This window comes from Thalassolituus sp. (genome assembly GCF_984348125.1).
The window spans coordinates 123,754-150,306 of sequence record NZ_CFHJLR010000008.1; the positions used below are offsets into that span (position 1 = coordinate 123,754).

A 26,553-nucleotide genomic window follows, 5' to 3' on the forward strand; every position below is an offset into this window, starting at 1 on the left:
GTCGCTGGAAATGCCTATGACCTCTGTTACTGAACGCCTTCTCTCACGTATTGAACATGCAGGGAACCGCCTGCCTCATCCAACGTTGCTGTTTATCTGGCTATGCGGACTGGTACTGATTATTTCAGGGCTGGCATCTGCTCTCGGCCTCTCAGCCGTACATCCTGTTAATGGTGAACAACTGACAGCGATGAACCTGCTCTCTGCCGAAGGGGCAGCGAAAATTCTCACTAAGACCGTATCGAATTTCACTGGGTTTGCTCCCGTAGGAACGGTACTGATTGCCATGTTGGGGCTGGGAGTTGCAGAACGCAGTGGCCTTATTGCTGTTCTACTGGCTTCGATCGTTCGCGGTGCGAGAGGGGCCTTACTGACGTTTCTGGTGGTCTTCGCAGGCGTTATGTCGAGCCTTGCTGCTGACGCAGGCTATGTTGTTCTTATCCCTCTCGCTGCACTGGTATTTAAAAGTGCCGGGCGTCATCCGCTGGCAGGTATTGCAGCAGCCTTTGCGGGAGTCTCTGGTGGCTACAGCGCCAATCTCTTGCTCGGACCATTTGATGCTGTATTAGCCGGTATCAGCACCGAAGCGGTGAGACTGGTTGAGCCGGGGGGCGAGGTAAATATCGCCGCCAATTATTGGTTTATGGTCGCTTCTGTTTTTCTCGTCAGTATGTTGGCCACCATAGTCACAGCACGCTGGGTCGAACCGCGACTGATTTCAATAACGGTTGAAGCTGACGACGAAGCCGCTGCAAAAGAGCATCCTCAAGAACAGGATCTCATCGAAAAAGGTATCGGGCAGCAGGAAAAAATTAATCAGAGCCGCGGGCTGAAAGCCGTTGCTCTTTTTACTCTGATATTTGCTCTTATCTGTGCCAGTGGGTTAGCGGGAGAAAATGCCTGGTTGCGTGAGGGTATGGCCATTATTTCTTCGCCCTTTATGAAAGGCATTGTGGTTGTTATCTCAATTTATGCACTTTTATGTGGGTATATTTATGGTCGCTTCAGCGGTACCTGGCGTCAGTCGCATAAGTTGGTTGACGCGATGGAGGCGAGCATGGCGACCATGGCTGGTTACCTTGTCTTGATGTTCTTTGCGGCTCAGTTTGTTGCCTACTTCGCCTGGAGTAATCTGGGAATTATTTTCGCAATTCATGGTGCAGAACTGCTGACAGAATTGAACGCCCCAGCTCCCGTTATGCTTGTGGCTTTTATCCTTATCGCAGCGACCATTAATTTATTTGTTGGAAGTGGCGGCGCAAAATGGGCGCTGTTAGCACCGGTATTTATTCCTATGCTGATGCTTGTTGGCATTGCACCGGAAACCACTCAGGTGGCCTTCCGCATTGGTGACAGCAGTACAAATATAATTACACCACTTATGCCGTATTTTGGCGTGGTGTTAGCGTTTGCGCAGCAATATCGCAAAGACATCGGCATCGGCACCATTATGAGCATGATGCTGCCGTACAGTGTGGCATTTCTTATTGGTTGGACGGCACTTCTGGTGCTCTGGACCGGGATGGATTGGCCGCTTGGGGTAATCAACCCACCGGCGGCCAATTAAGCAGGATTAACGTGCCAGTTCACGTACCAGGCGGAAGCCGGTAAATTCGTCAGCGGTGCCGTTGTGAGCAGTTACTGTGCTGTATCGACATTCGTTCAGCGGTGTCTGGCGAGAACCACCGGCGGCGACCAGTTCGTTATCGCGGTATGCCCATTCCTGAACGTTACCGACATGCGATGCCAGGCCAAAGGAGTTCTGCTTACCGTTGGTGGTTTTGTGCAGCTCAAGACCTTTCTCAATGGCTCCGTATTTCAGGAAGCAGTTACGCTCCGGAAATTCAGCTGCACCGTCGGCGGTCGCTGCAGTTAACCATTCATCATAGGTCGGTAGGCGGTAATAATGCCCGGTAACGGAACTAAGCCAGCCTGCGAAATTTTCTGCAAAATCCACTTTGATATTGTGAATAGGCATAAAATTACGCGCGTATTTATCGGCATCACATAGCTGTGAAACAGTGCAATAATCAGCGACGTCGTCGTAGGTGATTTCGTATTGGCTGATGGCGATGGGGCGTCCACCATCCGGGGCCGGTACAACCACCATCGTAGGCCCCATTGCTTCACGTGGCAGTGGATCTGCGCAGGTGTAACGGCGACCTTTAGCACCGGTCCCTGGCTCAAGGTGTGAGCAGTAATCGACAACCAGTGGGTCGAGCTGGCCTTGTGATGGTAGTAGCTCTCGGGCTTCGGTCAGCATGGTATCGGCGGCAAATGGGCTGACGGCTGCAAGTTTGTTAAAGCAGTTGGTCAGTGAGTTAGCAACGATATTACGCAGGTCAGCAGAGCGACCCGGGTCCAGCGACTCAAGTGCTTTTAGATGGCTGGCTACGTCACCGGCGACATCAATCTGGTTTGGGCAGCGCAGGGATTTTTCGAGCGCGGCCACTTCCTGACGGATACGGATCTGGCGTGCTTCTTCGAGTTCTTTCTCTCGTTTTTCCTGTTCCAGGCGAAGCAGGTCGGCTTCTTTTTTCGCTGCGGCGAGACGTTCATTTTCTTGTCTCAGGCGATCGGCTTCCTGATTGGTCAGTACCTGATTGGTCAGCAGTTCAATCTGCTCTGCGGGAGCTTCCCAGCGACTGGCGTACTGCAAAAGACTCAGAACGTTTTCGAGATTATTGTCTGCAATGCGCTGCTTCGCTTCTTTTATGTAGGCTGCAATAACACGCTGACGAACACTTTCGTTCAGTTCATCGGTATTCAGCCCATCGATATTCGACACCAGATTTTCATAGTTCAGCAGTTCACGGCGCAGCTCCATATCCCACTTAGGGGTGAGGGCTGCAATCTGAACCAGCTGTTCGATTTTCTGTGTCTGGTTGGTGATGGCCGAATCTTCAAGTTTCTGCGCGAGTTCTTCTTCGAGCTGAACTTTTAACTGTTCCTGAGCGATCAGCTGTTCCTGATACTGCTGATAGTAAACACCGCCACCAACGACAAAAGCAGTCAGCGATGCCGCCAGAGCCCAGATAAGCATGCGGGCTTTACCGAAGAACTGTTTGTAAAACTCATCAACCGTTGCCGTACGCTGATCGCGCTTCAGTTCCAGTGCGCCTGACAGGGCGTTCCACTGGCGACGGGTCAGGCCTTTAATGCGCTTAGGCTTGAGCTTTTTAGTCAGCGCCTGATCTGCAGGGGTTTTGTTAAAAGGATGCTTGCCTGCATACAGTTCGTACGCCACGCAGCCAAGAGCGTAGACGTCATCAGATTGTGCGGGCTCTGCGCCTTTGAGCATTTCGTAGCTGGCGTAAGCCGGAGTCAGCGCTCCGAGTGTACCCGCATCAAAAATGGTTTTTTCACCGGCACCGTGCGCTGCGCTGCCTTCGGATACCGCGCGGGCGATACCGAAGTCGAACACCTTCGAGCCCTTGTTCTTGGTGACGTAGATATTTCCGGGCTTGAAGTCGGAATGAATAATGTTGTGCGAGTGTGCGTAAATCAGTGCGTTAGAAATATCACGCAGTGCACTTTCGGCCTGCTCAGGCGGCAAGCCGTTTGGATGTTCCCGTAACAGTTCATCGAGTGGAGCGCCTTCGAGGAACTCCATGGTCATAAATACGGTGTCGCGGTCCCGGTCAAAATCGTAAACGGTTACGATGTTCGGGTGAGCCAGCGTCTGTGACTTGCGCGACTCCCGTTGCAGCGAAATAAAGGCATCCGGGTGTTGACGGAAATCGTCATTCAACAGTTTGACGGCTACATAAGGGTCTGAGTCACTGGCTTCAACTTTACGTCGGTCGAGTGCTTTATATACCGCACCCATACCGCCAGCACCGAGCATGGAAACCAGCTCGAAACGCCCTTTGATCACTTTGTTGTTAAGGGCTGATACGCGCGGCGTAGTACCACCAGTGGTGGTGCTACCAGTGCGACTGCTGGTCGGCGTCGACAGGGGAGTCTGCGAAGTCACCAGTGTGGCGTCCGGGTTTCGCTGAGATTTGTTCGGTGTTGAGCCGCCCGCTAATACAGTAGCGTCGTCGTTTTTAGCAGGACCTTCAGAAGCTTTGCCGGATGGCTTTCCGGTTGCTTTGCGGTCTGAATTGCTGGCGTTTCCAGTGGATTTTCCACCGGTGACAAGACGTGTCTTGTCGTCCCTGTTATCGGTCATATTGAGCCTGTCGTATCGATACCCTTGACGTATTTCGTCCTTTTCGAGCCCTGGTTCCTCGTTGGCCCGACCTTCCGTTTGCTTGAACTCAGAAAGTGGCGCCGATATTATAGGACTTGCTCGCGCGGCTCAAGACAGGTGTCTGTTGTGACCGCTCGTCTGCGCTGCGGTTATTCTCTTTTTGCCGCTGAACCACAGGAAACCTACGGTGAAGAAATGGACTTGATTCTGACGGTCGTCGAATGCCCGCCTCACGCCAATATGCTCAATCACACGAAAGTCTTCCGCAGTGCGGGTGGCTCAGTCGGACGTGCCGACTCCAACGATTGGGTATTGCCGGATACCGAGCGCATTCTTTCTTCACGTCATCTTGAGGTTGTGTTCGCTGATGGTCGCTTTTCGTTGCTGGACCACAGCACCAACGGTACATTTGTGAATGACAGTCAGGACCCTCTTGGTCCCGGTAAGCCGCACCCTCTGGCCGCAGGCGATGTTTTAATCTGTGGTGAGTATCAGTTGCAGGTCACTCTTAAGGCGCCTCCGGCTGAGCCCGCGATTCCGGCTGATTTAGGGTCGGCAGATTTCCTTGATAAAGGAGATCGCACGACGTTTAACCCGGCAACGGCCGCGAAGCAGCAGTCGGCGAACAGTGCCAGTCAGTTAGATTCCTGGCTTGAGCCGGGTGCTCAGACACCGAAACAACCAGAACAGGACTGGGGCGCTGTCGTGTCTCAGTCGGTGGGCTCTGCTAAAGATGACCCGTGGGGTTCATCGTCATCGGATGATTCCTTATTCGGAGGGTCGTTTGGATCGTCGTCATCGGGCAATGATCCCCTCGCTGCGTTAAATAAACCGGCTTTTTCAGATCCTGCACCGTCGTCGTCCGGTTGGGATGATAATGACGACTGGTGGAAAAGCGGATCAGCATCAGATCATGCCCCTGTAGAACAGCAGAACATCAGAATTCCTCGGCCAGAGGCGCCTGTGCAGCTGGCCCCTCAATCGCAGCACTCTCAGACTCCTGACCCGTTTGCTTCAGATTCTTTTGCGTCAGATTCTTTTGCTTCATCGTCGCCCGCGTCAGAGCCGAATCCGTTTGCAGCATCTGAAGCGGTTGCGGGCGGAGCTGATGATATTGATAGTTTGTTCGGGATACCTGCGTCTCCCGAGAAACCACAGACTACGCCACCGGCGTTTTCGTCATTTCCTGATTCGCAGCAGGTGCCTCCTGTGCCTGAATCGCAGATCCCGGAACCAATACCTGCAGCCTCCCGTCAGGGTCAGGCTGCGTTCGGGGCTGGTCAGCCTGGTTCTGGATCAGCTCAGGCTGCGTCTGGTGCAGGCACGTCGAGTGTTGATGTCCGACAGCTGGCCAGTCTTATGGGCCTGAATAATATCTCGGATGATCAGCTGGATAGCTTAATGCCGGAGGTCTCAGGCATTGTAAATGAGGCCGTGACCCGCCTGATTGATCTGTTGCGTGCCCGTACCGCGATTAAAAACGAGCTTCGTGTGCAACACACCATGATTCAGACAGTGGATAACAACCCGCTGAAATTTTCTGCCAACGCAGAAGACGCTCTGAAGATGATGTTCAGCCGCGATGCGTCTGCATTTATGCGTCCTCAGGATGCGGTGCGCGACAGCTTTGATGACTTGTCTGATCATCAGGTGGCTGTCCTGAAAGGCATGCATGCCGCGTACGATACGATGTTTAAACATTTTGACCCGGACAACCTGAAGCAGCACATTAATGCCCGTGATTCGCTACTGGGTAACAAAGATGCGAAAAACTGGGTCGCTTTCGAGCAGTACTTTAAGGCTCTGAAGTCGGACTACGAGACGACATACAACCAGTTATTTGGTGAAGAATTTGCCCGCGCCTACGAAAAGCAGTTGGCCGAGCTTAAAAATACACGGGCGCTTAACCGTACCTGATTACTTTTAGGAAAAACAATGCAGTTTAAGAAAGGATGGCACCTGGTTTCGCTGGTGCTGGTGCTGGTACTGGCGATGATGTCGGGGTGTCAGTCGGCGCGTAAAGCGTTGAATATGGATACCAGTGCCGTTATCGAATTTACGGCAGGCACGCAGATCAACCCGGATGCAGATGATCGTCCGTCACCGGTCGTGATCCATGTATTTAAGCTGGCTGATGATCGTCAGTTCAGTCGGGAAGATTTCCTGAGTCTGTACGAGGGCGCACCGGCTCGTCTGGGTAAAGATCTGATCGATACCATTGTGCTGAAAGAACTGACCCCGGGTGAGCAGCGTATCGAAACCATCGAGCTGGCGACCGAAGTTAAGTATCTGGGGCTGATGGCTGAGTTTATTCAATATCGTGACGCCGAGGCGTTACTGGTCATTCCAGTATTGGAACACAACGAAAATGTGGTTCAGGTCGGTATCGAGGGAAATCAGATTGCCGTTGTTGAGAAAGAAGAAGACAACAGTGCTGCTACGCCTCATAAGAAACTACGTAGCGATCGTTCTTCACAACTCTGACGGTCGCGCTATTCAGAATTCGGAATTCACTGTACGGTCTGTGCAGTTACGGAAAGGATGACTCATGTCTTCAAAGAACAAGGTAATCTGGTCGGAAGGAATGTTCCTGCGCCCTCAGCATTTTCAGCAGCAGGATCGTTTTGTTGAGCGCCTTGTTGATGTTCGCACCGGGGCCGTTGGTAGTTATTACTGGGGTATTCAGGAGCTGACGATCGATGTCGAGGCGCTTGAGCTGGGCAAAGTCTCTATTTCTTCAGTTCGCGGTATTTTTCCGGACGGCACGCCGATATTGGCGCCTGAAGCAGAAGAGCTTCCACCGATTATTGAGATTCCTGAAAATACCCGGGATGAGATTGTTTACCTGTGCGTGCCTATGCGTCGCCCGGGTGCTCAGGAATCGGTTCGGGATGCCGAAGAGTTCCCACAGGCACGCTTCCAGACTTACAACTTCGATGCGCGTGACAGCTCGTCTTCGTCCGGCCAGTCGGCGCGCATCCAGATCGGGAAATTGTCTACCTGCTTTAAACTGGGTTCAGAAGACCTCGGTGGTTACGCCTGTATTGGCATTGCCCGCATCGCAGAACGGTTACCGGGAAATCCGGTAAAACTCGATAAAACATTTATACCGCCCGTGCTCGATTGTTCGGTCAGTGGTGAAATTAAAGGTTACATCGAAGAAGTGTCAGGCCTGCTGCGTCAGCGTGGTGAAGCTTTGAGCCATCGCCTGAGCGATTCAGGACGTTCAGGTTCTGCCGAAATTGCAGATTACCTTTTGCTACAGGTCATTAACCGCGTGCAGCCGTTGGTGAAGCATCTGACTCAGTTAGCGACTCTGCATCCTCTGACACTCTATACCGAGCTGTTGCAACTGGCAGGCGAACTGTCGACATTTACTGCCAGTGATAAACGTCCACCGGAAATGCCCCCGTACATTCACACAGATTTGCAGCAGACATTTGCTGGGCTTTTCTCGGCGCTGCGCCAGTCGCTCAGTATGGTACTTGAGCAGTCAGCTATTTCTCTGGATCTGGTCGAGCGCAAGTTCGGTATTTATGTGGCGCCGATCACTGATCCATCATTGACGCGTACTGCATCGTTTGTGGTTGCGGTTAAAGCGGATATGCCAACAGAAGTGTTACGTAGCCGCTTCCCTGCGCAGGCAAAAATTGCACCGGTCGAAACTATTCGGGAGCTGATCACGACGCAGCTACCGGGTCTGAGAACGCGCCCGCTGCCTGTCGCGCCACGACAGATTCCGTACCACGCCGGTTTCACTTATTTCGAAATTGAGAATACCGGGGATCTGTGGAAGTCGATGCAGCAGTCCGGTGGTTTCGCGGTACATCTTGGCGCCGATTACCCCGGCTTAATTATGGAACTCTGGGCAATCAGGAGCTGATGTATGGGCAATGATGGACAACAGCCGGGCGCTTCTGACCGCACGGTCATGATTCCTACGCCGGGCGCTGCGCGTTCTTCTGCTGGTGCAGGGCAGGGCCGGGCAGCACCGCCTCAACCAGCGATGGCGGGCAATGAAAAAATCGATGTGCGTCATGGGCTTAATCCGCTGGTGACAGGCGCAACCACGCTGTTGACTCTGGTGACCAAGCTGCGTTCGACCATGAAGCACGATCAGGTGCCTGACTTGCATAAGCGTCTGACGGAAGAAATAAAGAGCTTTGAGCGTAACGCGAGAAATGCCGGTATTTCCGGTGACACCGTCGTCGCTGCGCGTTACCTGTTATGTTCTGTCATTGACGAAATGGTGTTGAATACCCCATGGGGAGCGGGCAGTGGCTGGAGTCAACATTCACTTCTGAGTCTGTTTCATCAGGAAACGTCGGGTGGTGAAAAATCCTTCCTGATTCTGCAGAAGCTGCTGGAAACGCCGGGGACTCACCTCGATCTGCTTGAACTTTATTATCTCTGCCTGAGCCTGGGTTTTCAGGGGAAATATCGCGTTATGCCCCGGGGGAACGAGCAGCTCGAACAGATACGCGAAAACCTGTATCACACCATTGAAAGTCATCGCCCTGGGTGGGAGTCAGAGTTGTCGCCCCACTGGGAAGGTTCCGTGAAGCCCAGCGAGTACCTGAAAAATTATATTCCTTTGTGGGTCATCGCCAGTGTTGTGATGGCGTTACTCGTGCTGACCTATTCCGGTTTCCGTTATTGGATGTATCAGGAGACGACTCCCGTCGCTGAAAGTATCTACTCAGAGATATCCGGCGTTGACGGTACACCTGCAAAAGATTCCGAGGTGGTATCACCACCACAAGGTAAGCGGTTTTATTAGGGCCTGTTAACACTAAGTGAAGCGTGCCTGCTGAGAGCCAGTTTTTCTCAGAACAAGGAAAGAGGAGTGATATTAACGGGTTAAATGAATGACGAAAGACGACGTAAATGGGAAAAACTGGCCTCAGCCCGAAGGGTTATGGCTAAAAATCCCTCATATCGCGTTACTGTTCGCTTGCTTAACCCGTTAGGCGACACTCTCAGTGCCTTATCTGAGGGGGTTTTAGCCGATAACAGGCCTGTTTAATTAGTGTTAACAGGCCCTAGTCTTGCTGTCTTTGATGAGATAGCTGCTGAATGAATAAAAATGACCATCGGGTAAGGATGCGCCTCCCGTTGTGTACATGGAGAACACATGAAAAAGCTGTTGGCGTTTCTGCAAAATAAGTGGGTCGTCGGAATTATCGGGCTCACGGCTCTGTCGTTGCTGATCTGGTTTGGTGCTGAATTTATCAAGTTCGGCGCAGATAATATGACGCTTAGCCCGATGACCCGGGCGATTATTATCGGATTTTTCTGGTTGTTCTGGCTGACCTGGAATGTCAGTCAATGGCTGGTTGAGCGTCGACAGAATAAAGAGTTGCTGGGCGAAATAGAGTCATCACAGCAGAAAGGTAACGACGTTGTTGACCCTGATCAGGAGCGCAGTCAGGAAGAGCTGGCACAGATGGCAACCCGCTTCCGTGATGCTCTGGCGACGCTCAAAAAGGCACGTTTCAGTTCGCGTCGTGGCAAACTCAGTCTTTATCAGCTCCCTTGGTACATTATTATCGGTCCGCCGGGCTCAGGTAAAACCACTGCTCTGGTAAACTCCGGGCTGGAATTTCCGCTGGCCGACACTCACGGTAAGCAAGCCCTGGGTGGCATCGGTGGTACACGTAACTGTGACTGGTGGTTTACTAACGACGCTGTTCTGATTGATACCGCAGGACGATATACCACTCAGGACAGTCATCGGGTGGTGGACAATAACGCCTGGCAGGCTTTTCTTGCGCTGCTGAAAAAATATCGTCGCCGCCGTCCTATTAATGGTGCTCTTATTGCTATCAGTCTTCAGGATCTGATGGTACAGACGAAAGAACAGCGTGAGCAGCAGGCGAAAATTATCCGTGCCCGCATCAGTGAATTGCAGGATGAACTCGGTATTCGTTTCCCCGTTTATCTGACCTTTACTAAAGGCGACCTTGTGGCTGGCTTTGCTGAATTTTTCGGTAACCTGTCACAGGCCGAGCGTGAGCAGGTCTGGGGTGTGAGCTTCCCTCAGGAAGAGAGTGAAAATACGGGTGCCGATATCAGCCGCTTCCGTCACGAGTTTAATCAGCTGGTGGAGCGCTTGAACGAGCGTCTGCTTTGGCGTGTCCAGCACGAGCGTAATACCGATAAGCGCGCCATGATTCAGGGTTTCCCGCCAGCGCTTGAAAGTCTGGCGAACGTCGTTGATGGGTTTATTCAGCAGACGTTTGCACCGAATAATTACAGCACAGTACCTATGTTGCGTGGTGTCTACTTTACCAGCGCCACACAGGAAGGTAGCCCGATTGACCGCATGATGGCGCAAGTGAGCGCTAACTTTGGTCTTGAACGCAGTATGGGCAAGCAACAGCATAACAGCGGTAAGAGTTTCTTTATTACCCGCCTTTTCCGCGATGTTATTTTCCCTGAATCAGAGCTTGTTGGTGTAAACCGTAAGATTGAAAACCTGTTGCGCTGGATGCGCCGCGGTGCGGTTGCGGGCCTGACCGGTTTATTGATTGGCTGTGCGGCTCTATGGACTGGTGCTCTGGTGCAGAACCGGGCATACATGGCTGAGGTTGATAGCCTGCATCGTGATTATCTGCAATTACGTGAAACCATTCGCCCGGAGCAGGCGACAACGGAAGAAGCACTCGAACTTCTGACTCCGCTCTATCAGGCGAGCCTTGTTTACGATCAGGAAGAGCACCCCTTCATCAGTTACCTTGGCCTGTATGATGGCCGCGTCGATGCAGCGGCAGATCAGGCGTATAACACTCAGCTTAATCAGGTGTTCTATCCGGCTGTAGCTAATATGCTTGAACGCCATCTCAATGCGCTGGGCGCAGACGATAACGCGCTTTTACCTGTGTTCCGCGTCTATCTGATGCTGTTTGATCAGGAGCACCGCGATTATGAACAGATTCGGGCTTACGCAGAGACTCGCTGGCAGGATCTCCTGCCCGGTGAAGCGACTAAGCAGTCACAGCTACTGACTCACCTCGATCACCTGATTGAACTGGGCTTTGATGAGCAGCTCCAGCCGGATGAGTACGTCGTTACTCGTACACGCCAGTACTTGCAGCGTATTCCGGTTGCTCAAAGACTGTTTGCGCAACTTCAGAAAATGGGCAACAACGCCCGTGAAGTTGATCTTTATCGCGAGATTGGCGGCAACCCGCAGCAGGTGTTTGGTTTAAGTGAAAATGATCCGGTATTTATGATGCCGTTCCTTTTCACTAAGGCAGGATACGATCAGGCGGAGTATGGCCCTGACTCCGAAATGATGAAACAGATCGCTGCAGATCAGTGGATCTATGGCGGTAATATCAGTGGCGAAGATTACAGTAAAGCGGATCTCGAGAAATTAAGTGCCGATGTCGAGAAGTTATACCTGACTGAGTATGCCCGCCGCTGGCAGGCCTTCTACCAGAAATTCAGCCTCGCGAATTTACCGGGTGGTAGTCAGTCTGTCACCCACCTGCTTAAGTTGGCAGATCAGCTTTCATCGCCACTCTCTCAGGTGACAGAGCTGGTTGTAAAAAACACGACTCTTACGCCAGAAATTGAAATGCCTACGGCCTCCGGTGCTGCTGGCGGTCTCGTCGAAAAAGCGGCGGGTATGGTGTACGACCCGACGCTGGTTGATCTTCGCTTCCGTGATATCCAGCGCATGCTGGCGGCCGAGAAAGGCACGCCTTCTAAGTTTGCGGGTTATCTTGAAGCGATCGGAGCACTGGCTGAATACCTCGGTCAGATTGATGGTGCTCCAGATTCAAATGCGGCGGCTTTTGAAGCGGCGAAAAAACGTTTCTCTGGGGGCGGTGCTGACGCCATTCAGCAACTTAAAAACCTGGCGGCAACCGCACCTGAACAACCCGCCGACTGGCTGAATAAACTGGCCGATCAGACCTGGGGCGCTGTCATGGGTAAAGCCGGTGTCCATCTTAATACCGTATGGCGTTATCAGGTCTATGAGACTTTCCGTAATACGCTGGGCGACCGCTACCCACTGGTTGCTGGGCGTCAGTCAGAGGCCTCAGTGGTCGCATTTAATGAGTTCTTCAAGCCGGGGGGCATCCAGCAGGCATTCGTCGATGAATATGTGTCTCCGTTTGTCGATACCTACCGCTGGAAGCAGAAAGGCTATGGCGGTTTCTCTATAGGCTTAAGCAGCGAAGCGTTGCGCCAGTTCCAACGTGCTGACGATATTCGCCGCGCCTGGTTCTCAGAAGGTGAAGCTGCTGCGATTAACTTCCGTGCGACGCCGGAGAAACTTCACTCCAATGTGCGTCTGTTTACGATGGAGATTGGTGAGAACCGGATCAGTTATTCTCACGGCCCTCGAATTGAAAAATCGCTTAACTGGATCGCCGGTGAAAGTGGACGTTCTCGTATTGTGTTCGAAGACCTTGGAGAGCGGGTGTCCAACGATCAGTACGATGGTGACTGGTCGCTGCTGAGAATGCTTGATGATGCTCAGCTGCACTCCACCGTAAATAAATCTGAAAAGGTAATTACGTTTACTGAGTCTGGGTATCAAGCGCAGTATCGACTGGCAGCGAGCACGAATGTAAATCCATTCGACCTGTCATTGCTTCGTAACTTCCGTTGCCCACAGTCGCTGTAAGGAATTTTTATGAACTACGGCATCTACGGTAAGTTACCCGCGCACGGCGATTTTCTGGTTCGTAATCTACCGCAGACATTTATCGATGTCTGGGATGAATGGCTGCAGTGCGTCGTGGCAGGCTCACGCAATATTCTTGCTGATGACTGGTTAGACTTTTACTTAACCAGTTCTGTCTGGCGCTTTGGTCTTGATGCCGGCGTTGTTGATCAGCAACGCTGGGCTGGCATTCTGGTGCCGAGTGTAGATAGCGTTGGCCGTTATTTCCCCTTGTCGATTGCTGTGCCTTTCGCTCAGGGTGAAAACCTGTATGCGTTGATGGCCGATGGCGACGGTTGGTTTGCAGAGCTGCAACAGGTAGCCATATCCGGGCTTCAGGAGCAACTGACTGTTGATGACCTTTGTGAAAAGCTGAGTCATGTCGCCATACCTGCGTGCACGAGACATTGCTTTGTAAGCGCTTCGGGCAGCCAGGTTTCTGTGGGAGGTGCCAATCCTGAATTTGGTTCTCTGCATAGCATGACGCAGCCCGTGCCCGGCAGTGTCAGCCTTTGGGGAATGAGTGCGAATGAAAATACGCCGTCGGTATCTTTTGTCGCATCTGGTTTTCCCTCTCCGGAAGAATATACCCACATGCTGACGGGTCAGTGGTCATAATTTAATGGGTGTTAACACCCTACGGCTGGTGTAGTATCATTTTCCTACTGGACCAGAAACACCAAAATTGAAAGGACTCTGCCATGCCATTTGGTCAAGTTGTCGATATCGAAAGCCTCGTCGCCCCTGTTAATGAAGATACTCCGCAGGGCATTGATATTCGTGAAGACCGCTCCCCAACGTCCGATTACTACACCATTAAAGACGCCCGTAATGCCGCTCGCGCCGCTGAACGCTCGGCCATGTTCGGTGGTGACGATGAAGTGGATGTGGCAGGCCCCTGGGATATTGTGCAGCGTACTGCCAGTAAGATCCTGACAGAGTCCTCAAAAGATCTGGAAGTGGCGTCCTGGTACCTCGAAAGCTTAGTCCGTAGCCATGGTATCTCGGGTCTGCGTGATGGCCTCTCAGTGATTAATCAGCTTATCGATAACTTCTGGGACGATGTGTATCCATTGCCTGATGAAGACGGTATTGAAACGCGCGTTGCGCCTCTGACTGGTCTTAATGGTGATGGCGGTGAAGGCACTCTTCTGGCGCCGCTGCGTAATATCGAAATCACGGTTTACGGTGACAAAGGCGCATTCAGCTACTATCAGTATTTGCAGGCTCGTGACGCTGATAAGATTGACGATGACGACAAGAAATCAGAGCGAATTGCGTCACTGGGTTATAGTCTGGCTGAAATTACCGATACGATAGCCGCCACTGACCTGCTTACCTGCCAGAATTTTGTAACCACACTTGAAGAGTGTGCCGAACTCTATAAAAACATCAGTTCGACCTTGCGTGAGAAGTGCGGCGCTGAAGCACCGCCAAGTTCAAAAATCACTGAACTGCTTGCCGAAATCGTACGTACCACCCGTTTTATCTATAAGCCGAAGCTTGATGAAGCCGATGCTGCAAGCGCTGCTGTAGAAGCCGAAGAAAGTGCTGCAGCCGCTGAGGATGCCGCAGCAGACGCCAGCGCCATACAGGGAGGGCAGGTTGTGCGTTTAGTGAATGGAACCACAGGGCCGATTACCAATCGCGAAGAAGCACTTAAGCGCCTTGAAGAGGTCGCTAAGTACTTCCGTCAGTACGAACCACATACACCACTGGCGCCGGGTCTCGAGCGCCTGATCAGCTGGGGCCGGATGACGGTCGCTGAGTTGATGATGGAGCTGATTCCAGACAGCAATGCACGCGGCCTGTTCTCGCAGTTTACAGGCGTGAAAATGGACGGCTCAGATGAGTCGACCTATGTTGCGCCGCCTGCCGCACCGGCGGCGAGCGAAGAAGCCGCTGCTCCGGCTGCCGCGCCTGCGCCGCAAGCTGAGCCTGAACCAAAGTCTGAGACCAGCTGGTAAGAATTAACAGAATTACGGTAAACACCGTTACTCAAAGGAAAAGGAGTTACTCATGTCCGAAAGTATCCACAATAAGCTGAAGCGCGTGCGTAAGCCTCGCGTACACATCACATATGATGTTGAAACGAATGGCGCTGAAGTTAAAAAAGAACTGCCGTTTGTTGCAGGTGTCATGGGTGACTACTCAGGTGATAACGCTGAAAACCGTAAAGCGCTGAAAGAGCGTAAGTTCGTTCAGATTGATCGCGATAACTTCAATGAAGTGATGGCTAAAGTTAATCCGAAGCTGAACCTGCAGGTTGAAAACACTCTGGCAGGCGATGGCAACACCATGGCTGTGGATCTGGATTTCCGTAAGATGGACGACTTTACGCCAGAAGCTATCGTAGAACAGGTTGAGCCTCTGAAGCAGCTTCTGGACGCGCGTAACAAACTGCGTGACCTGCTGAGTAAAGCGGATCGCTCTGAAGAGCTGGAAACGGTTCTTGAACAAATTCTGAAAAATACTGACAACATCACTGAGATTTCTCAGCAGCTGGGTGTTGGCGAAAGCAAAGAAGGAGCTGAGTAATGAGTACTGAAGTCGAAGCTGCGGTAGGCGCAGAAGCGGAAGAACAGTCGGTCAGTCTGCTTGAACAGGCAATTACCTACACTAAGCAAACTGGCCGTGAAGAAACTGAAGACCTGCTGGCAAACCTGACCGAGCAGGTTCTGAAAGGTACCGTTACCTGGGATCGTAACCTGACCAATACAATTAAGCAGGCAATTACTGCGATTGATCAGGCGATGTCAAAACAGCTCAGCGCTGTATTGCATGACGAAAAATTCCAGAAGCTGGAAGGCTCATGGCGCGGTCTGAACCACCTCGTTATGAACAGCGAAACTGGCGCTACTCTGAAAATCCGCATGCTTAACCTGAGCAAGCGTGAGCTTTTCCGTGACCTTGATAAAGCGGTTGAGTTCGATCAGAGCCAGATCTTCAAGAAAATCTACGAAGAAGAATTCGGTACTGCTGGTGGTGAGCCATACGGCTGTATGATCGGTGACTTTGAGTTCACTAATCACCCTGAAGATATCGACCTGCTGAGCAATATGTCTAACGTTGCTGCTGCTGGCTTCTGTCCGTTTATTTCAGCGGCTGGTTCAGGCATGTTCGGTTTTGACGATTTCACTGAGCTGTCTAAGCCACGTGATCTGGGCGGTATTTTCGAATCTCAGGAATACATTAAATGGCGCAGCTTCCGTGACAGCGAAGATTCACGCTTTGTCACTCTGGTTATGCCTCGTGTTCTTGCACGTACACCATACGGCGCTGCGTCTAAGCCAGTTGAAGCCTTCAATTTTGAAGAGTTTGATCTGGACGAGTCTGGTATGTCGAAAGCAACTGAGCACGACGATTACTGCTGGATGAACGCGTCTTATGTGATGGGTACTACCCTGACGCGTGCGTTCTCTGAAAACTCCTGGTGTACTGCTATCCGTGGTGCCGAAGGTGGTCGTGTTGATGGTCTGCCGACGCACATCTTCAAGAGTGATGATGGCGATACTGACCAGAAGTGTCCTACCGAAGTGGGTATCACTGACCGTCGTGAAGCTGAGCTGTCTAACCAGGGCTTCCTGCCACTGTGTCACTACAAAAATACAGATTACTCTGTGTTCTTTGGCGCTCAGTCTACTCAGAAGCAGAAAGTATTTGATGACCCGGATGCTACTGCAAACGCGTCTATCTCTGCTCGCCTGCCATACCTGATGGCGACTTCACGTATTGCTCATTACCTGAAAGTAATGGCGCGTGACAAGGTAGGTTCTTTCATGCAGGCAGAAAACTGCGAGCGTTGGTTGAACCAGTGGATTGCCCAGTACACCAACGGCAACCCAGATGCGTCTGCTGAAATGAAAGCCAAGTACCCACTGGCTGAAGCTCGCGTTGAAGTTAAGGAAATTCCAGGTTCTCCAGGTGCATACAGCGCCGTTGCTTACCTGAAGCCTTGGCTGCAAATGGAAGAGCTGACAACTTCTCTGCGTATGGTTGCGAATATTCCGCAGCCTAAGTAAGCAGATATCGGGGGCCTCAGGCCCCCTTTATAATTTCTTCTTCAGAGGTTTTCCGTGCTGAACGATTCCGCAGGCATGGCTGTCATGTCAGAGAATCCTTCGCCAACCCTTTCATCGGACGAAATACCCCTCGCGGATATTTATTCATTCCTTTCTGAAAACGATGATGTGGAGGCGTTTCGCCGTTGGGTCGAACTATCGTCACCCGCCGATACGTCACGTCTGGAGCCTTGTCGTTGGCTGGCTCAACAAGTCGCATTTATTGATGAGCTGATTTCTGAGCAGATTGATGCCGTTCTGCACAATAAGCGCTTTCAGGCGCTCGAAGCTTCCTGGCGCGGCCTCTGGTTTCTGATCGACGCCGTTGTTAATCCCGAAAATACTAAAATCAGATTGTTGGATGTCAGCTGGAAGGATCTCGCTCGTGATATGGAGCGTGCGCCAGACTTCGATCAAAGCGGCTTGTTTCATCTGATCTACAACGAAGAGTTTGGTACGCCCGGTGGGGAGCCTTTCAGTGTTCTGCTGGGTGACTACTACGTTGCGCACAGGCCTTATGAAGACCATCGCATTGATGATGTGTTTACCTTGCAGGGCATCAGCCGGGCTGCAGCTGCGGCGTTTTGTCCGTTTGTCTGCAGTGCGGCCCCTCAGCTTTTTGGTCTGGATGATTTCGATAACCTTGGTCTGCATATCAATGTCGACGAAATTTTCCGCTCGCATGATTACGTGCGCTGGCGTTCGATGCGTGAACACGATGACAGTCGTTTCCTTGCGTTGACTCTGCCTCAGGTGCTGATGCGTGAGCCTTATCAGGATAATCGCCGTTCCCGCCGTGGTCTGCGATTTAATGAAAGCGTCGCAGGTAAAGATAACCGCAAATACTTGTGGGGTAACGCCTGTTTCGCACTTGGGACAGTACTGATCCGTGAATTTTCTGAGGTCGGCTGGTTCAGTCATATACGCGGCGTCCCTCGGGATCATTATGGTGGCGGCCTGGTTACTCAATTCCCGACGCCGGCCTATCGCACCGATTCATCCCGCGCGATGGTGAAAATGTCGACGTCTGTCACTGTGACTGATCAGTTAGAACGTGAACTGAGCGACTATGGAATGATCGCTCTGTGCCACTGTTTTCAGACGCCGTATGCCGTGTTTAATAACTGCCCATCGCTGCAGATCCCTAAGGTGTATGCGAAAAAATCAGCAACAGCGAACGCACGCATAAGTTCTATGTTGCAGCAGATATTGTGTGGCTCCCGGGTGGCACAGTACATCAAGGTTATTGTTCGGGATAAGGTGGGCTCATACACTACCGCCGAATCCTGTGAGCGTTTTTTACAGAACTGGCTCGATCAATACACGACCGGCCGGGACGACCTTTCGTGGGAAATGATGGCACGTTATCCATTGCGTGAGGCCAGAGTGGTAGTGGATGAAGATCCCGCACAGCCAGGTTATTACTCAAGTCTGGTGCATTTGAAAACGCATTACTCGGTTGACCATCTGGTGTCAGAGCTCAGGCTGACGACGTCATTAAGTCAGATTGATATTGGCAAGGTGTGATGTATGTCTGAACTGAAAGATAAACCACTCGTTGCCCCTTTGCTTGATCGTTTCCTGGAACAGAACAAGGGCACAGATTTTCGCCAGAGTCATCAGATTGTGCGCAGCCTTCGCGAGAGCATACGTCGCGACCTCGAGAATCTGTTTAATACCCGTTACTGCTGTGTGTCACCGCCTGCGGGATATAGCCATCTGGACGACTGCGTTCTCAACTACGGCTTGCCTGATTTATCGACAATCAATATGACATCGTTCGATAGTCGCAATGAATTCTGTCGCCGGATTGAAAAAGCTGTGAAGCGTTTTGAGCCACGGATTCGCTCCGTCAAAGTGAAGACGGACGTGGCGATTGATAATGAAGACCCCACAATCCGTTTCCGGGTTGAGGCAACGCTCAACGTCAACCCGCTACAAGAAATGATTATATTTGAATCGGCGTTAAACCCCGTCAATCAGACGGTAAATGTCTCGGAGATTTTCTGATTATGAGCGACAGGCTCTTATATCATTACGAAAAAGAACTGGCGTTTATTAAGCAATCGGCCAGTGATTTTGCACGCCAGCATCCCTCCGTCGCTGAAAGCCTTAAGCTAGGCAGTGACTCTGTGGATGATCCGTTGGTGTCGCGTCTGCTTTCCGGCTTTGCCTTTCTGAATGCGCGTATTCAGCAGAAGTTGAGTGATGACTTTCCTGAACTGACGGATGCCATGCTGGAGACTCTGTATCCGCACTACCTGCGCCCAGTACCGTCCATGGCAATTACTCAGTTTGCACCGCTTGATGACCTGGATGCGCCCGTACAGATACCGGCAGGTACCTTGCTTGATACAGATTCTGATGGTGAAGAGTGTCGATTCACGACTTCTTACCCGGTTGAGCTGCTGCCCTTGAAAGTAGAAACAGCTCAGTTAATGCCACGGCCTTTTGTTGCGCCAGGCAGCCTGGAGGTGCAGGGGGCTGCTGCCGTGCTTAAGGTCTCTTTCAGAACGCTGAGCGAAGACCTGGTTATGAATGAAATGGATTTTTCAAAGATTCGTTTGTTTCTTAAAGGTCAGCTGCAGCACGTTCACCCACTCTATGATTTGCTATTAACCAAGTGCTTCAAAGTCGTTGTCGCCAATGGTGAGTCAGATGTTGCTCCGGTCTTCCTGAACTCCGATTGTCTGGAGCAGGTAGGTTTTGGTACCGCCGAAGGGATGTTGCCGTACCCGCCGAATTCTTTTGCAGGTTATCGACTATTAACTGAGTTCTTTGCGTTTCAGGAGAAATTCCAGTTTATCGACCTCACTCAGCTTGATGTGGCGATGAACGAGTCGTACACCAATACGCTCAACGTCTATTTTTATCTGCGTGAGAGTGACTCCGAACTGGAGCATCAGGTGAATGCCAGTATGTTTGCACTTGGCTGTACGCCGATTGTGAATATATTCGAGACGACGGCCGATCCTGTGGCTTTAACGCACACCGAGTCGCGTTACCCGGTTGTTCCCGACTCTCGTCGTCGCGATGGCCTGGAGGTGTATAGCATTACGGATGTCGGAGCGACCGACAGCGATGGCTGTTACACTCCATACCGTCCGTTTTATGGCATGAACCACAGCCGTAATACCGATGCTAAACCGGCGTTCTGGTTAACGCATCGCCGCGAGGTACTTGAGGGTGACCATCGCAATGAACTGGCATCCGAGGTTGATATCAGTCTTGTGGATATGAATTTTAATCCGCATCAGGTGAAAAATCAGAACCTCGAGATGAAGCTTTTGTGCACAAATCGTAATGTGCCGAGAAAGCTGACAACGGGGCAAGGGCGACCATATTTCGAAGTGGTTGATGATGAATATCCGACCGAGCGTATACAGTGTGTGGTCGTTCCGTCTGCGACCATCCGTCCGCCACTGCGGGAGCGCGGTTACTGGCGTTTGATTTCTCACCTCAATCTTAACCACCTGTCCCTGAGTCAGGGGGGAGGCTCCGTAGAAGCGCTGAAAGAGATTCTGCGTTTGTACGATTTCAGAGATTCTGCCAGTACACGAAATATGATCGACGCGATTGCTGCGATTCACACTAAGCCCGTTACATCGCCCGTTCAGGTGGATGGCATGGTGTCTTTGTGTCGCGGAACGCAGATCGATCTCGAACTGGACCCAGTAATGCTTGCGGGAACGAGCCCGCTTATGTTCGCCAGTGTAATGGAGCGTTTTTTCGGCCTGTACGGTTCGATTAATTCGTTTACTAAGTTAACCGTAACGCTCAATGGAAAAGATGGGGAGTTTAAGCGATGGCCACCGCGCGCCGGCGAAAAAGCCTTAATCTGATTGAGCAGTTGCAGACTGAACCACAGCGCTTCGATTTTTTTCAGGCGGTGCGTTTACTTGAGTCTGCATCACAGCAGAATACCGAGGATGACGATGTTGCCGATGCGTCTGTCGGTGGATTAGCGCGTCCGGATCAGGAGGCGGTTCACTTTACGTCTCGAAATTCGCTGGCCTTCAATGGTTCTGACGTCACCAAGGTATCTCAGAAACGCATTCACAGTCACGACTCTGAGGAAAACCCTGCACTGCAATGGCAGGTCGAAGTCGCCATGATGGGGCTGACGGGTAGTCAGGGGGTGATGCCTTACTATCTGAGTGAGACGGTAATTTCTGAGCTGAGACAGAAAAATCCGGCTTTGAAAGATTACCTCGACCTGTTTAATCATCGCACTATTTCGTTGTTTTATGAGGCATGGCACAAGTACCAGATGGGCCCTTCGTTCGAGAGAACAGTCAGAGAGGGGACTGAGAAGAAAGACCTGTTTACTGATGCTTTATTGTCGTTGGCGGGGCTGGGTATTCCCGAGTTACGTTATCGCTCCACCATGCCGGATGAACCAATTGCTCAGTATGCCGCTCACTTTGCCCGCGGAATCTGTTCAGCTGAGTCTTTAAGGAGCAGTATTGCAGGCATGTTTGGTCTTGAAACCTATATCGAGCAGTTTAATGGCTCATGGTACGACTTACCTGAAGACGCACGCTGCCGGCTCCCGGACGAGGATCACCCTCATGGCGTGAATAATGCGCTGGGTGTCAGCACGGTCATGGGCACCCGTTGTTATCAGGCACAAAGTAAATTTACCGTTATTACCGTGCCGCACAATGAAGAAGAGTTTCATAGCCTGGCGCCAGGGTCTCGCGGTCTTGAAGAATTAAAATCATTTATTCGTATGAGCGTTGGCGAAGAGCAGGACTTTGATATTGAAGTGAAGCTGGACGCCAGATATTTTCCGCTTGACGATTTATTCGACCCAACTAAGTCTGAACCTTTACTTGGTTGGAATACTTATATGAACCCAGAAAAGATAAAAGAAAACGCGTTATCAGTCAGGCTATCCCAACACGTGCCTGTTCCGGATGATGCATTACCGATGGCGTACTAATCGCACGGATCACATGGATTCAATAATTTCAGAGATGAACGAGGAATAAACCCATGATTAACATCAATCTGAAGTCGCTGGTCGACAAAATGTCGCCCTATATGAGGGACTCGCTCGAAGGAGCAGCAGGTCTGTGTCTTGCTCACAGCCAGTACAATGTTGAACTCGAACATTGGTTGCTGAAACTCCTCGATATCTCTGACACCGATTTTGTTACCTTGCTGGAAAAACATGACGTTAATCCTGGGAGTGTCGCCAAACAACTGGCCGGTACGATCTCGCGTTTCCGTTCAGGCAGCAGTCGTCCGGCTGCTCTCGCCCCAAGTATTGTCGAAGCCGCTAAGAACGCCTGGATGCTGGCTTCAGTCGACTACGCACAACCCGTCGTCAGCTCAGGTCACCTGCTTGCGGCCTTGCTGTTAGAAGACAGCACGCGTCGTCAGCTCCTTGAAAGCTGCCCTGAGTTAAAAGAGATTGCGCCAGAATCTATCCGTGAAACTGCCCGCGCTATTTTCGGCACCACTGGCGAGACCGATTCACTGGTTCGTGGTAATGAACCAGGCTCAGAAGGCGGCCAGGCAGGCCCTGTGTCTGCGTCTAAAACGCCAGCGCTTGATAAGTACACAGTGAACTTAACGGAGCGTGCTCAGAGTGGTCAGATTGACCCGGTACTTGGCCGTGATGAAGAGATTCGTCAGTGCATCGACATCCTGACCCGTCGTCGTCAGAACAACCCGATCATGACGGGTGAAGCTGGCGTAGGTAAAACTGCGGTAGTGGAAGGCTTCGCTTTGCGTATTGCCGCGGGTGACGTGCCTGAACCGCTGAAAGGTGTTGCTGTACGTACTCTCGACCTTGGCTTGCTGCAAGCAGGTGCGAGCGTGAAAGGCGAATTTGAGAACCGTCTTAAATCTGTTATTGAAGAAGTGCGTGCTTCCGTCACTCCGATTATTCTGTTCATCGATGAAGCGCACACCATGATTGGCGCGGGCGGAAAAGAAGGACAGGGCGATGCAGCAAACCTTCTGAAACCTGCACTGGCACGTGGCGAGCTGCGCACTATTGCTGCGACGACCTGGGCTGAATACAAAAAATATTTTGAGCGTGACCCAGCGTTGACCCGTCGTTTCCAGGTGGTAAAAGTTGAAGAGCCGTCCGAAGAAAAAGCCATCGATATGATGCGGGGGATCGCTCAGTCTCTGCAGGATCACCATAAGGTCCGTATTCTGGACGAAGCCATTATCGCTTCTGTGACTTTATCTCATCGCTATATTCCGGGTCGTCAGCTTCCGGATAAATCGGTCAGCCTGCTGGATACCGCGTGTGCACGTGTAGCACTCAGCCAGTCGGCGACACCGGGTGCGATTGAAGATGCTCAGCGTCGTATTCAACGAGCGGAAACAACCATAGGTAAACTGGAGCGGGAAGCGGCGGCGACGGGAGAACATACCGAACGCCTCGCTGATCTGTACGCAGAAAAACAGAATGCAGGGACCTTGTTAGCTGATCTGAATACTCAGTACGAACAGGAAACCGCATTGATTACTCAGATCCGCGAGTGTCGTGACCAGATCGACCAGAACTTTATGGCAGATGCTGACAACAAACTGTCAGACAGCGATGCCGATGCGCTTAAAACTCAACTGAAGGCGCTTACCGCTGAACTGAGTGGCATTCAGGGGGATGCACCTCTGATGCAAGCGAATGTTGATGAGCAGGCTATCGCTGAGGTGATCGCTAACTGGACTGGTATTCCGGTCGGTAAAATGGTCAGTGATCAGATTACTGCGGTTCAGACACTTGCTGATCGCTTGGGCCAGCGTGTTATTGGTCAGCCACATGCGCTGGAGGCCATTGCACAGGTGATCCGGACCTCGCGTGCTGGTTTAACTGATCCGCGCAAACCTATGGGCGTTTTCCTGTTCTGTGGTACGTCGGGTGTTGGTAAAACAGAAACTGCGCTTGCACTGGCGGATGAGTTATTTGGCGGTGAGCAGAATATCACCACCATCAACATGTCTGAATTTAAAGAAGAGCATAAAGTTTCTATGCTGCTGGGTTCGCCTCCGGGTTATGTGGGTTATGGCGAAGGCGGTGTTCTTACTGAAGCGGCACGCCGTAAGCCGTACTCCGTCATCCTGCTGGATGAGATGGAGAAGGCACATCCGGGCGTTCAGGACATTTTCTACAACCTGTTCGATAAAGGTACGATCAAAGACGGTGAAGGCCGGGATATCGACTTTAAGAATACCATCATCATCATGACGTCGAACGCGGGTGAAGATGCGATTCGCGCTATCTTCAATCAGGTTGAAGAGAAGCCAGAGCCTGAAGTATTGCTTGATAATATCCGTCCGCATTTACTTCAGCACTTCAAGCCGGCATTCATGGGTCGTGCGAATACCATCGCATACTACCCACTGGATGATGAGAACCTGATGCAGATCGCCGCGATCAACATGCGTCGTATCGAGAAACGCCTCACCGAGAAATACGGTGCGGAATTCAGCTACGACGACGATGTACTTATCAATATCGTCGCACGTTGTCAGGAGTCGGATACCGGTGCTCGTAACATCGAAACCATCCTCAACCGTACCGTGCTGCCAGCGCTGGCATCAGAGTGCTTAGCGAAGATGGCCGAAGGCGAAGAAGTTACTAAGGTGCACATCGGTGCTACTGAGGAAGGTGACTTTACTTATCAGGTAAGCTGATTATCGGGTAGGAACAAAAAACGGGGCGAAAGCCCCGTTTTTTTATAAATCGTCATATCAGATGCAAAAATGAATTAGCTAGGCGGCAGTATTTTCATTTTTTTGTCGTGCTCGGAATCCCACTTACATCTGGAAGCGAAGGCATTTCCATCAATTCTGAATCGGATTGGATCATCACTTAGTTCGCATGTGATGACCCAAGGCTTGCCACGTGACTCTGTAAACTCTGCTTCTCTACGTTTGATCCCTTCTAAGAGCATGTGCTCCATACCATCAACGTATATGTACAACTTTTGTGTTGATACAAACTGCCCAGGAATGAACCGGGATATGAAAATAAATATCGGGTTGGCGAAGACGGATGGCATACTGAAGTGGCCATTTTCATCCGTTTTTGACTCGTCAATCCGTTCGTCTGAAGCTCTCTTTATTCTTGCATTCGCAACAGGCTTGCCATTGAGTGTGATCGTGCCGGATATTGCCGAAAACAAGCATGTTTTATTGTTTTTCGACATTGCGTTCACTCCTACGAATGCAATTATTAGTATGATGAGAATAGGTTTAAGCATTCATATATCTATATGTATGACCAGGATATCAATTTTGAACTGGAAATATTTATGGTTGATCACTATTCTTATAGTGACTTGCCTCTAACCAGAACGGCATCAAGGATTTTCTGAGCTTGTTCACTTACCTTCTGATGAAGTCTCTGAAATAAATTCCTGATAAAAACCAGCGTAGCATCTGCTACTTCAATGGTCTTTCTCATTCCGAGTAATTCAGCGATTTTTCTTAGGAGCGAAAGTACGAGTGTTGAAAGGTTCGTCGAAAGATCAATCCCCTTTCTTAGAATGTATGCCATTTGATCAAGAAGGGTGAAAGATCCCGTGAGCCCTGCTCCAACAGCACTTCCTATACCTTTTGCAACCTTGAGTAATACGTAATTGATGGCTTTATCTAAATACTCAAGATTTGTCGGGGTAAAGCTAATTGGCGACTTATTATTGAGCCATGGCTTAATCTCAGTAGGCTGCAAGTTTTGATACCTAAGCCCTCTTAATCCATCCCAGTTGTTATGACCTTTGACGGAGTCTCTGTACAGCTTCATATCATGTGCGGCTAATGCTGCAAAGTTCCCTTCACTAGGCAGAAAGTAGTCATAGTTAGCGCCCGTTGTAATCGGGATATGCATAAAAGGCCAGCATGGGATGCATGGAATCAGATCAGTACGGTGGTACGCTCGGAATATATTCTCAGGTCCAATCTTCCTTGTGAACTCATCGGAAAAGCTTTTCAAGCCAACCCGAGGAGAGCCGAATGTATAGCACTTCACTGCCAGAGTAGAATATTTAGATTTTGCGTATTCAGTACATAGAGTGGCTAGGGCGCCGCCGAGGCTGTGGCCGACGATATGGAGGTGTAGGGTATTTCGTTTGACACATTCTGCTAGAAAAATATCTATCTGGTTTTTCATGGAGCTGAATGCATCAGCAAAACCATTGTGAATAGGTTGACCGTATGATGACCTCAGAGTAATTCCTACGCTCAAATCGGTCAGGATGTCTGCGGCGAACTTCGTATTCGTACCCCTGAATACAATAAAAGCGTGTTTCTCGTACCCCATACCATTTCCGAAAGCAGTTAAGCCCATAGCAGATTGGGATTTCAAGAAAAACACCGAACCCGTAGTTCCCTTTAATAGGGGGATGACTTTCTGGTCAATAATCTCCTGCTCAGGAGGTTCGGGAAGGTCTAAATATTTATGGTGATTTTTGTGAAGAACTCTGTATCCATCGTCAAGTGTTGCCCCTGTTACTAAACCATATATGTCGTCAGCTAGTCGTGCTGCTAACGTTGGCGGGTATGTGTCACTCATATCAAATTCCCTCTATTCGGTACTGTGTTCTGGTCAACAAAACCGGACACATTAATTTGCTAATTTCTCGTAATCTACC

18 protein-coding genes are annotated in these 26,553 nt (G+C 50.9%); 15 read left to right on the forward strand and 3 right to left on the reverse strand.

What is annotated here, in order from left to right; genetic code table 11:
- Positions 1 to 16: 16 nt before the first annotated feature.
- Positions 17 to 1,567: an AbgT family transporter gene (locus tag AC5E51_RS08015; RefSeq protein WP_488073015.1), complete on the forward strand. Its 1,551-nt coding sequence runs from the start codon at positions 17 to 19 to the stop codon at positions 1,565 to 1,567.
- A gap of 6 nt (positions 1,568 to 1,573) precedes the next feature.
- Here AC5E51_RS08015 and AC5E51_RS08020 read toward each other — a convergent pair whose 3' ends face one another.
- Positions 1,574 to 4,174 carry a protein kinase domain-containing protein gene (locus AC5E51_RS08020; RefSeq protein ID WP_301388480.1) on the reverse strand — a complete coding sequence of 867 codons (2,601 nt, stop codon included), beginning with the start codon at positions 4,172 to 4,174 and terminating at the stop codon, positions 1,574 to 1,576.
- A gap of 147 nt (positions 4,175 to 4,321) precedes the next feature.
- Between AC5E51_RS08020 and tagH the strand changes: the two genes are divergently transcribed.
- The 14 genes from tagH (at position 4,322) to tssH (ending at position 24,595) form a co-directional block, all read left to right on the forward strand.
- A complete protein-coding gene (gene tagH, locus AC5E51_RS08025; RefSeq protein ID WP_297531609.1) occupies positions 4,322 to 6,112 on the forward strand; it encodes a type VI secretion system-associated FHA domain protein TagH in 1,791 nt (596 codons plus the stop codon).
- A gap of 18 nt (positions 6,113 to 6,130) precedes the next feature.
- A complete protein-coding gene (gene tssJ, locus AC5E51_RS08030; RefSeq protein ID WP_491778406.1) occupies positions 6,131 to 6,679 on the forward strand; it encodes a type VI secretion system lipoprotein TssJ in 549 nt (182 codons plus the stop codon).
- A gap of 64 nt (positions 6,680 to 6,743) precedes the next feature.
- Positions 6,744 to 8,078: a type VI secretion system baseplate subunit TssK gene (gene tssK / locus AC5E51_RS08035; protein WP_297531612.1), complete on the forward strand. Its 1,335-nt coding sequence runs from the start codon at positions 6,744 to 6,746 to the stop codon at positions 8,076 to 8,078.
- Positions 8,079 to 8,081: 3 nt separating this feature from the next.
- The gene (gene icmH / locus AC5E51_RS08040) at positions 8,082 to 8,975 is read left to right on the forward strand and encodes a type IVB secretion system protein IcmH/DotU (protein WP_297531614.1); all 894 of its coding nucleotides are present in this window, start codon (positions 8,082 to 8,084) and stop codon (positions 8,973 to 8,975) included.
- A gap of 354 nt (positions 8,976 to 9,329) precedes the next feature.
- Positions 9,330 to 12,836, forward strand: a complete 3,507-nt coding sequence (tssM, locus tag AC5E51_RS08045; protein ID WP_297531615.1) for a type VI secretion system membrane subunit TssM — start codon at positions 9,330 to 9,332, stop codon at positions 12,834 to 12,836.
- Between the two features lie 9 nt (positions 12,837 to 12,845).
- Positions 12,846 to 13,493 (forward strand): type VI secretion system-associated protein TagF, encoded by a 648-nt coding sequence (gene tagF, locus AC5E51_RS08050; protein WP_297531617.1) that lies wholly within the window; start codon positions 12,846 to 12,848, stop codon positions 13,491 to 13,493.
- Positions 13,494 to 13,576: 83 nt separating this feature from the next.
- Complete coding sequence (gene tssA, locus AC5E51_RS08055; protein WP_068439110.1) at positions 13,577 to 14,842, forward strand: type VI secretion system protein TssA; 1,266 nt, start codon at positions 13,577 to 13,579, stop codon at positions 14,840 to 14,842.
- 52 nt (positions 14,843 to 14,894) lie between these two features.
- On the forward strand, positions 14,895 to 15,413 hold the full coding sequence (tssB, locus tag AC5E51_RS08060) for a type VI secretion system contractile sheath small subunit (RefSeq protein WP_068439112.1): 519 nt from the start codon (positions 14,895 to 14,897) through the stop codon (positions 15,411 to 15,413).
- Positions 15,413 to 16,897, forward strand: coding sequence for a type VI secretion system contractile sheath large subunit (tssC, locus tag AC5E51_RS08065; RefSeq protein WP_068439115.1), 1,485 nt, complete (start codon positions 15,413 to 15,415; stop codon positions 16,895 to 16,897). Before tssB ends, tssC (AC5E51_RS08065) begins: the two co-directional genes overlap by 1 nt.
- A gap of 54 nt (positions 16,898 to 16,951) precedes the next feature.
- A complete protein-coding gene (gene tssC / locus AC5E51_RS08070) occupies positions 16,952 to 18,463 on the forward strand; it encodes a type VI secretion system contractile sheath large subunit (RefSeq protein WP_297531621.1) in 1,512 nt (503 codons plus the stop codon).
- Positions 18,464 to 18,466: 3 nt separating this feature from the next.
- On the forward strand, positions 18,467 to 18,946 hold the full coding sequence (tssE, locus tag AC5E51_RS08075; protein WP_068439116.1) for a type VI secretion system baseplate subunit TssE: 480 nt from the start codon (positions 18,467 to 18,469) through the stop codon (positions 18,944 to 18,946).
- A gap of 2 nt (positions 18,947 to 18,948) precedes the next feature.
- Positions 18,949 to 20,778, forward strand: a complete 1,830-nt coding sequence (gene tssF, locus AC5E51_RS08080; RefSeq protein WP_297531624.1) for a type VI secretion system baseplate subunit TssF — start codon at positions 18,949 to 18,951, stop codon at positions 20,776 to 20,778.
- A complete protein-coding gene (tssG, locus tag AC5E51_RS08085; RefSeq protein ID WP_273089491.1) occupies positions 20,742 to 21,881 on the forward strand; it encodes a type VI secretion system baseplate subunit TssG in 1,140 nt (379 codons plus the stop codon). The genes tssF and tssG overlap by 37 nt, the downstream gene beginning before the upstream one ends.
- Positions 21,882 to 21,934: 53 nt before the next feature.
- On the forward strand, positions 21,935 to 24,595 hold the full coding sequence (gene tssH, locus AC5E51_RS08090) for a type VI secretion system ATPase TssH (protein ID WP_297531627.1): 2,661 nt from the start codon (positions 21,935 to 21,937) through the stop codon (positions 24,593 to 24,595).
- Between the two features lie 74 nt (positions 24,596 to 24,669).
- On the opposite strand, the gene AC5E51_RS08095 is transcribed toward tssH, so the two are convergent.
- Positions 24,670 to 25,110 carry a DUF6795 domain-containing protein gene (locus AC5E51_RS08095; RefSeq protein ID WP_297531629.1) on the reverse strand — a complete coding sequence of 147 codons (441 nt, stop codon included), beginning with the start codon at positions 25,108 to 25,110 and terminating at the stop codon, positions 24,670 to 24,672.
- A gap of 122 nt (positions 25,111 to 25,232) precedes the next feature.
- A complete protein-coding gene (locus AC5E51_RS08100) occupies positions 25,233 to 26,474 on the reverse strand; it encodes a lipase family protein (protein WP_068436247.1) in 1,242 nt (413 codons plus the stop codon).
- Positions 26,475 to 26,553: the final 79 nt, after the last annotated feature.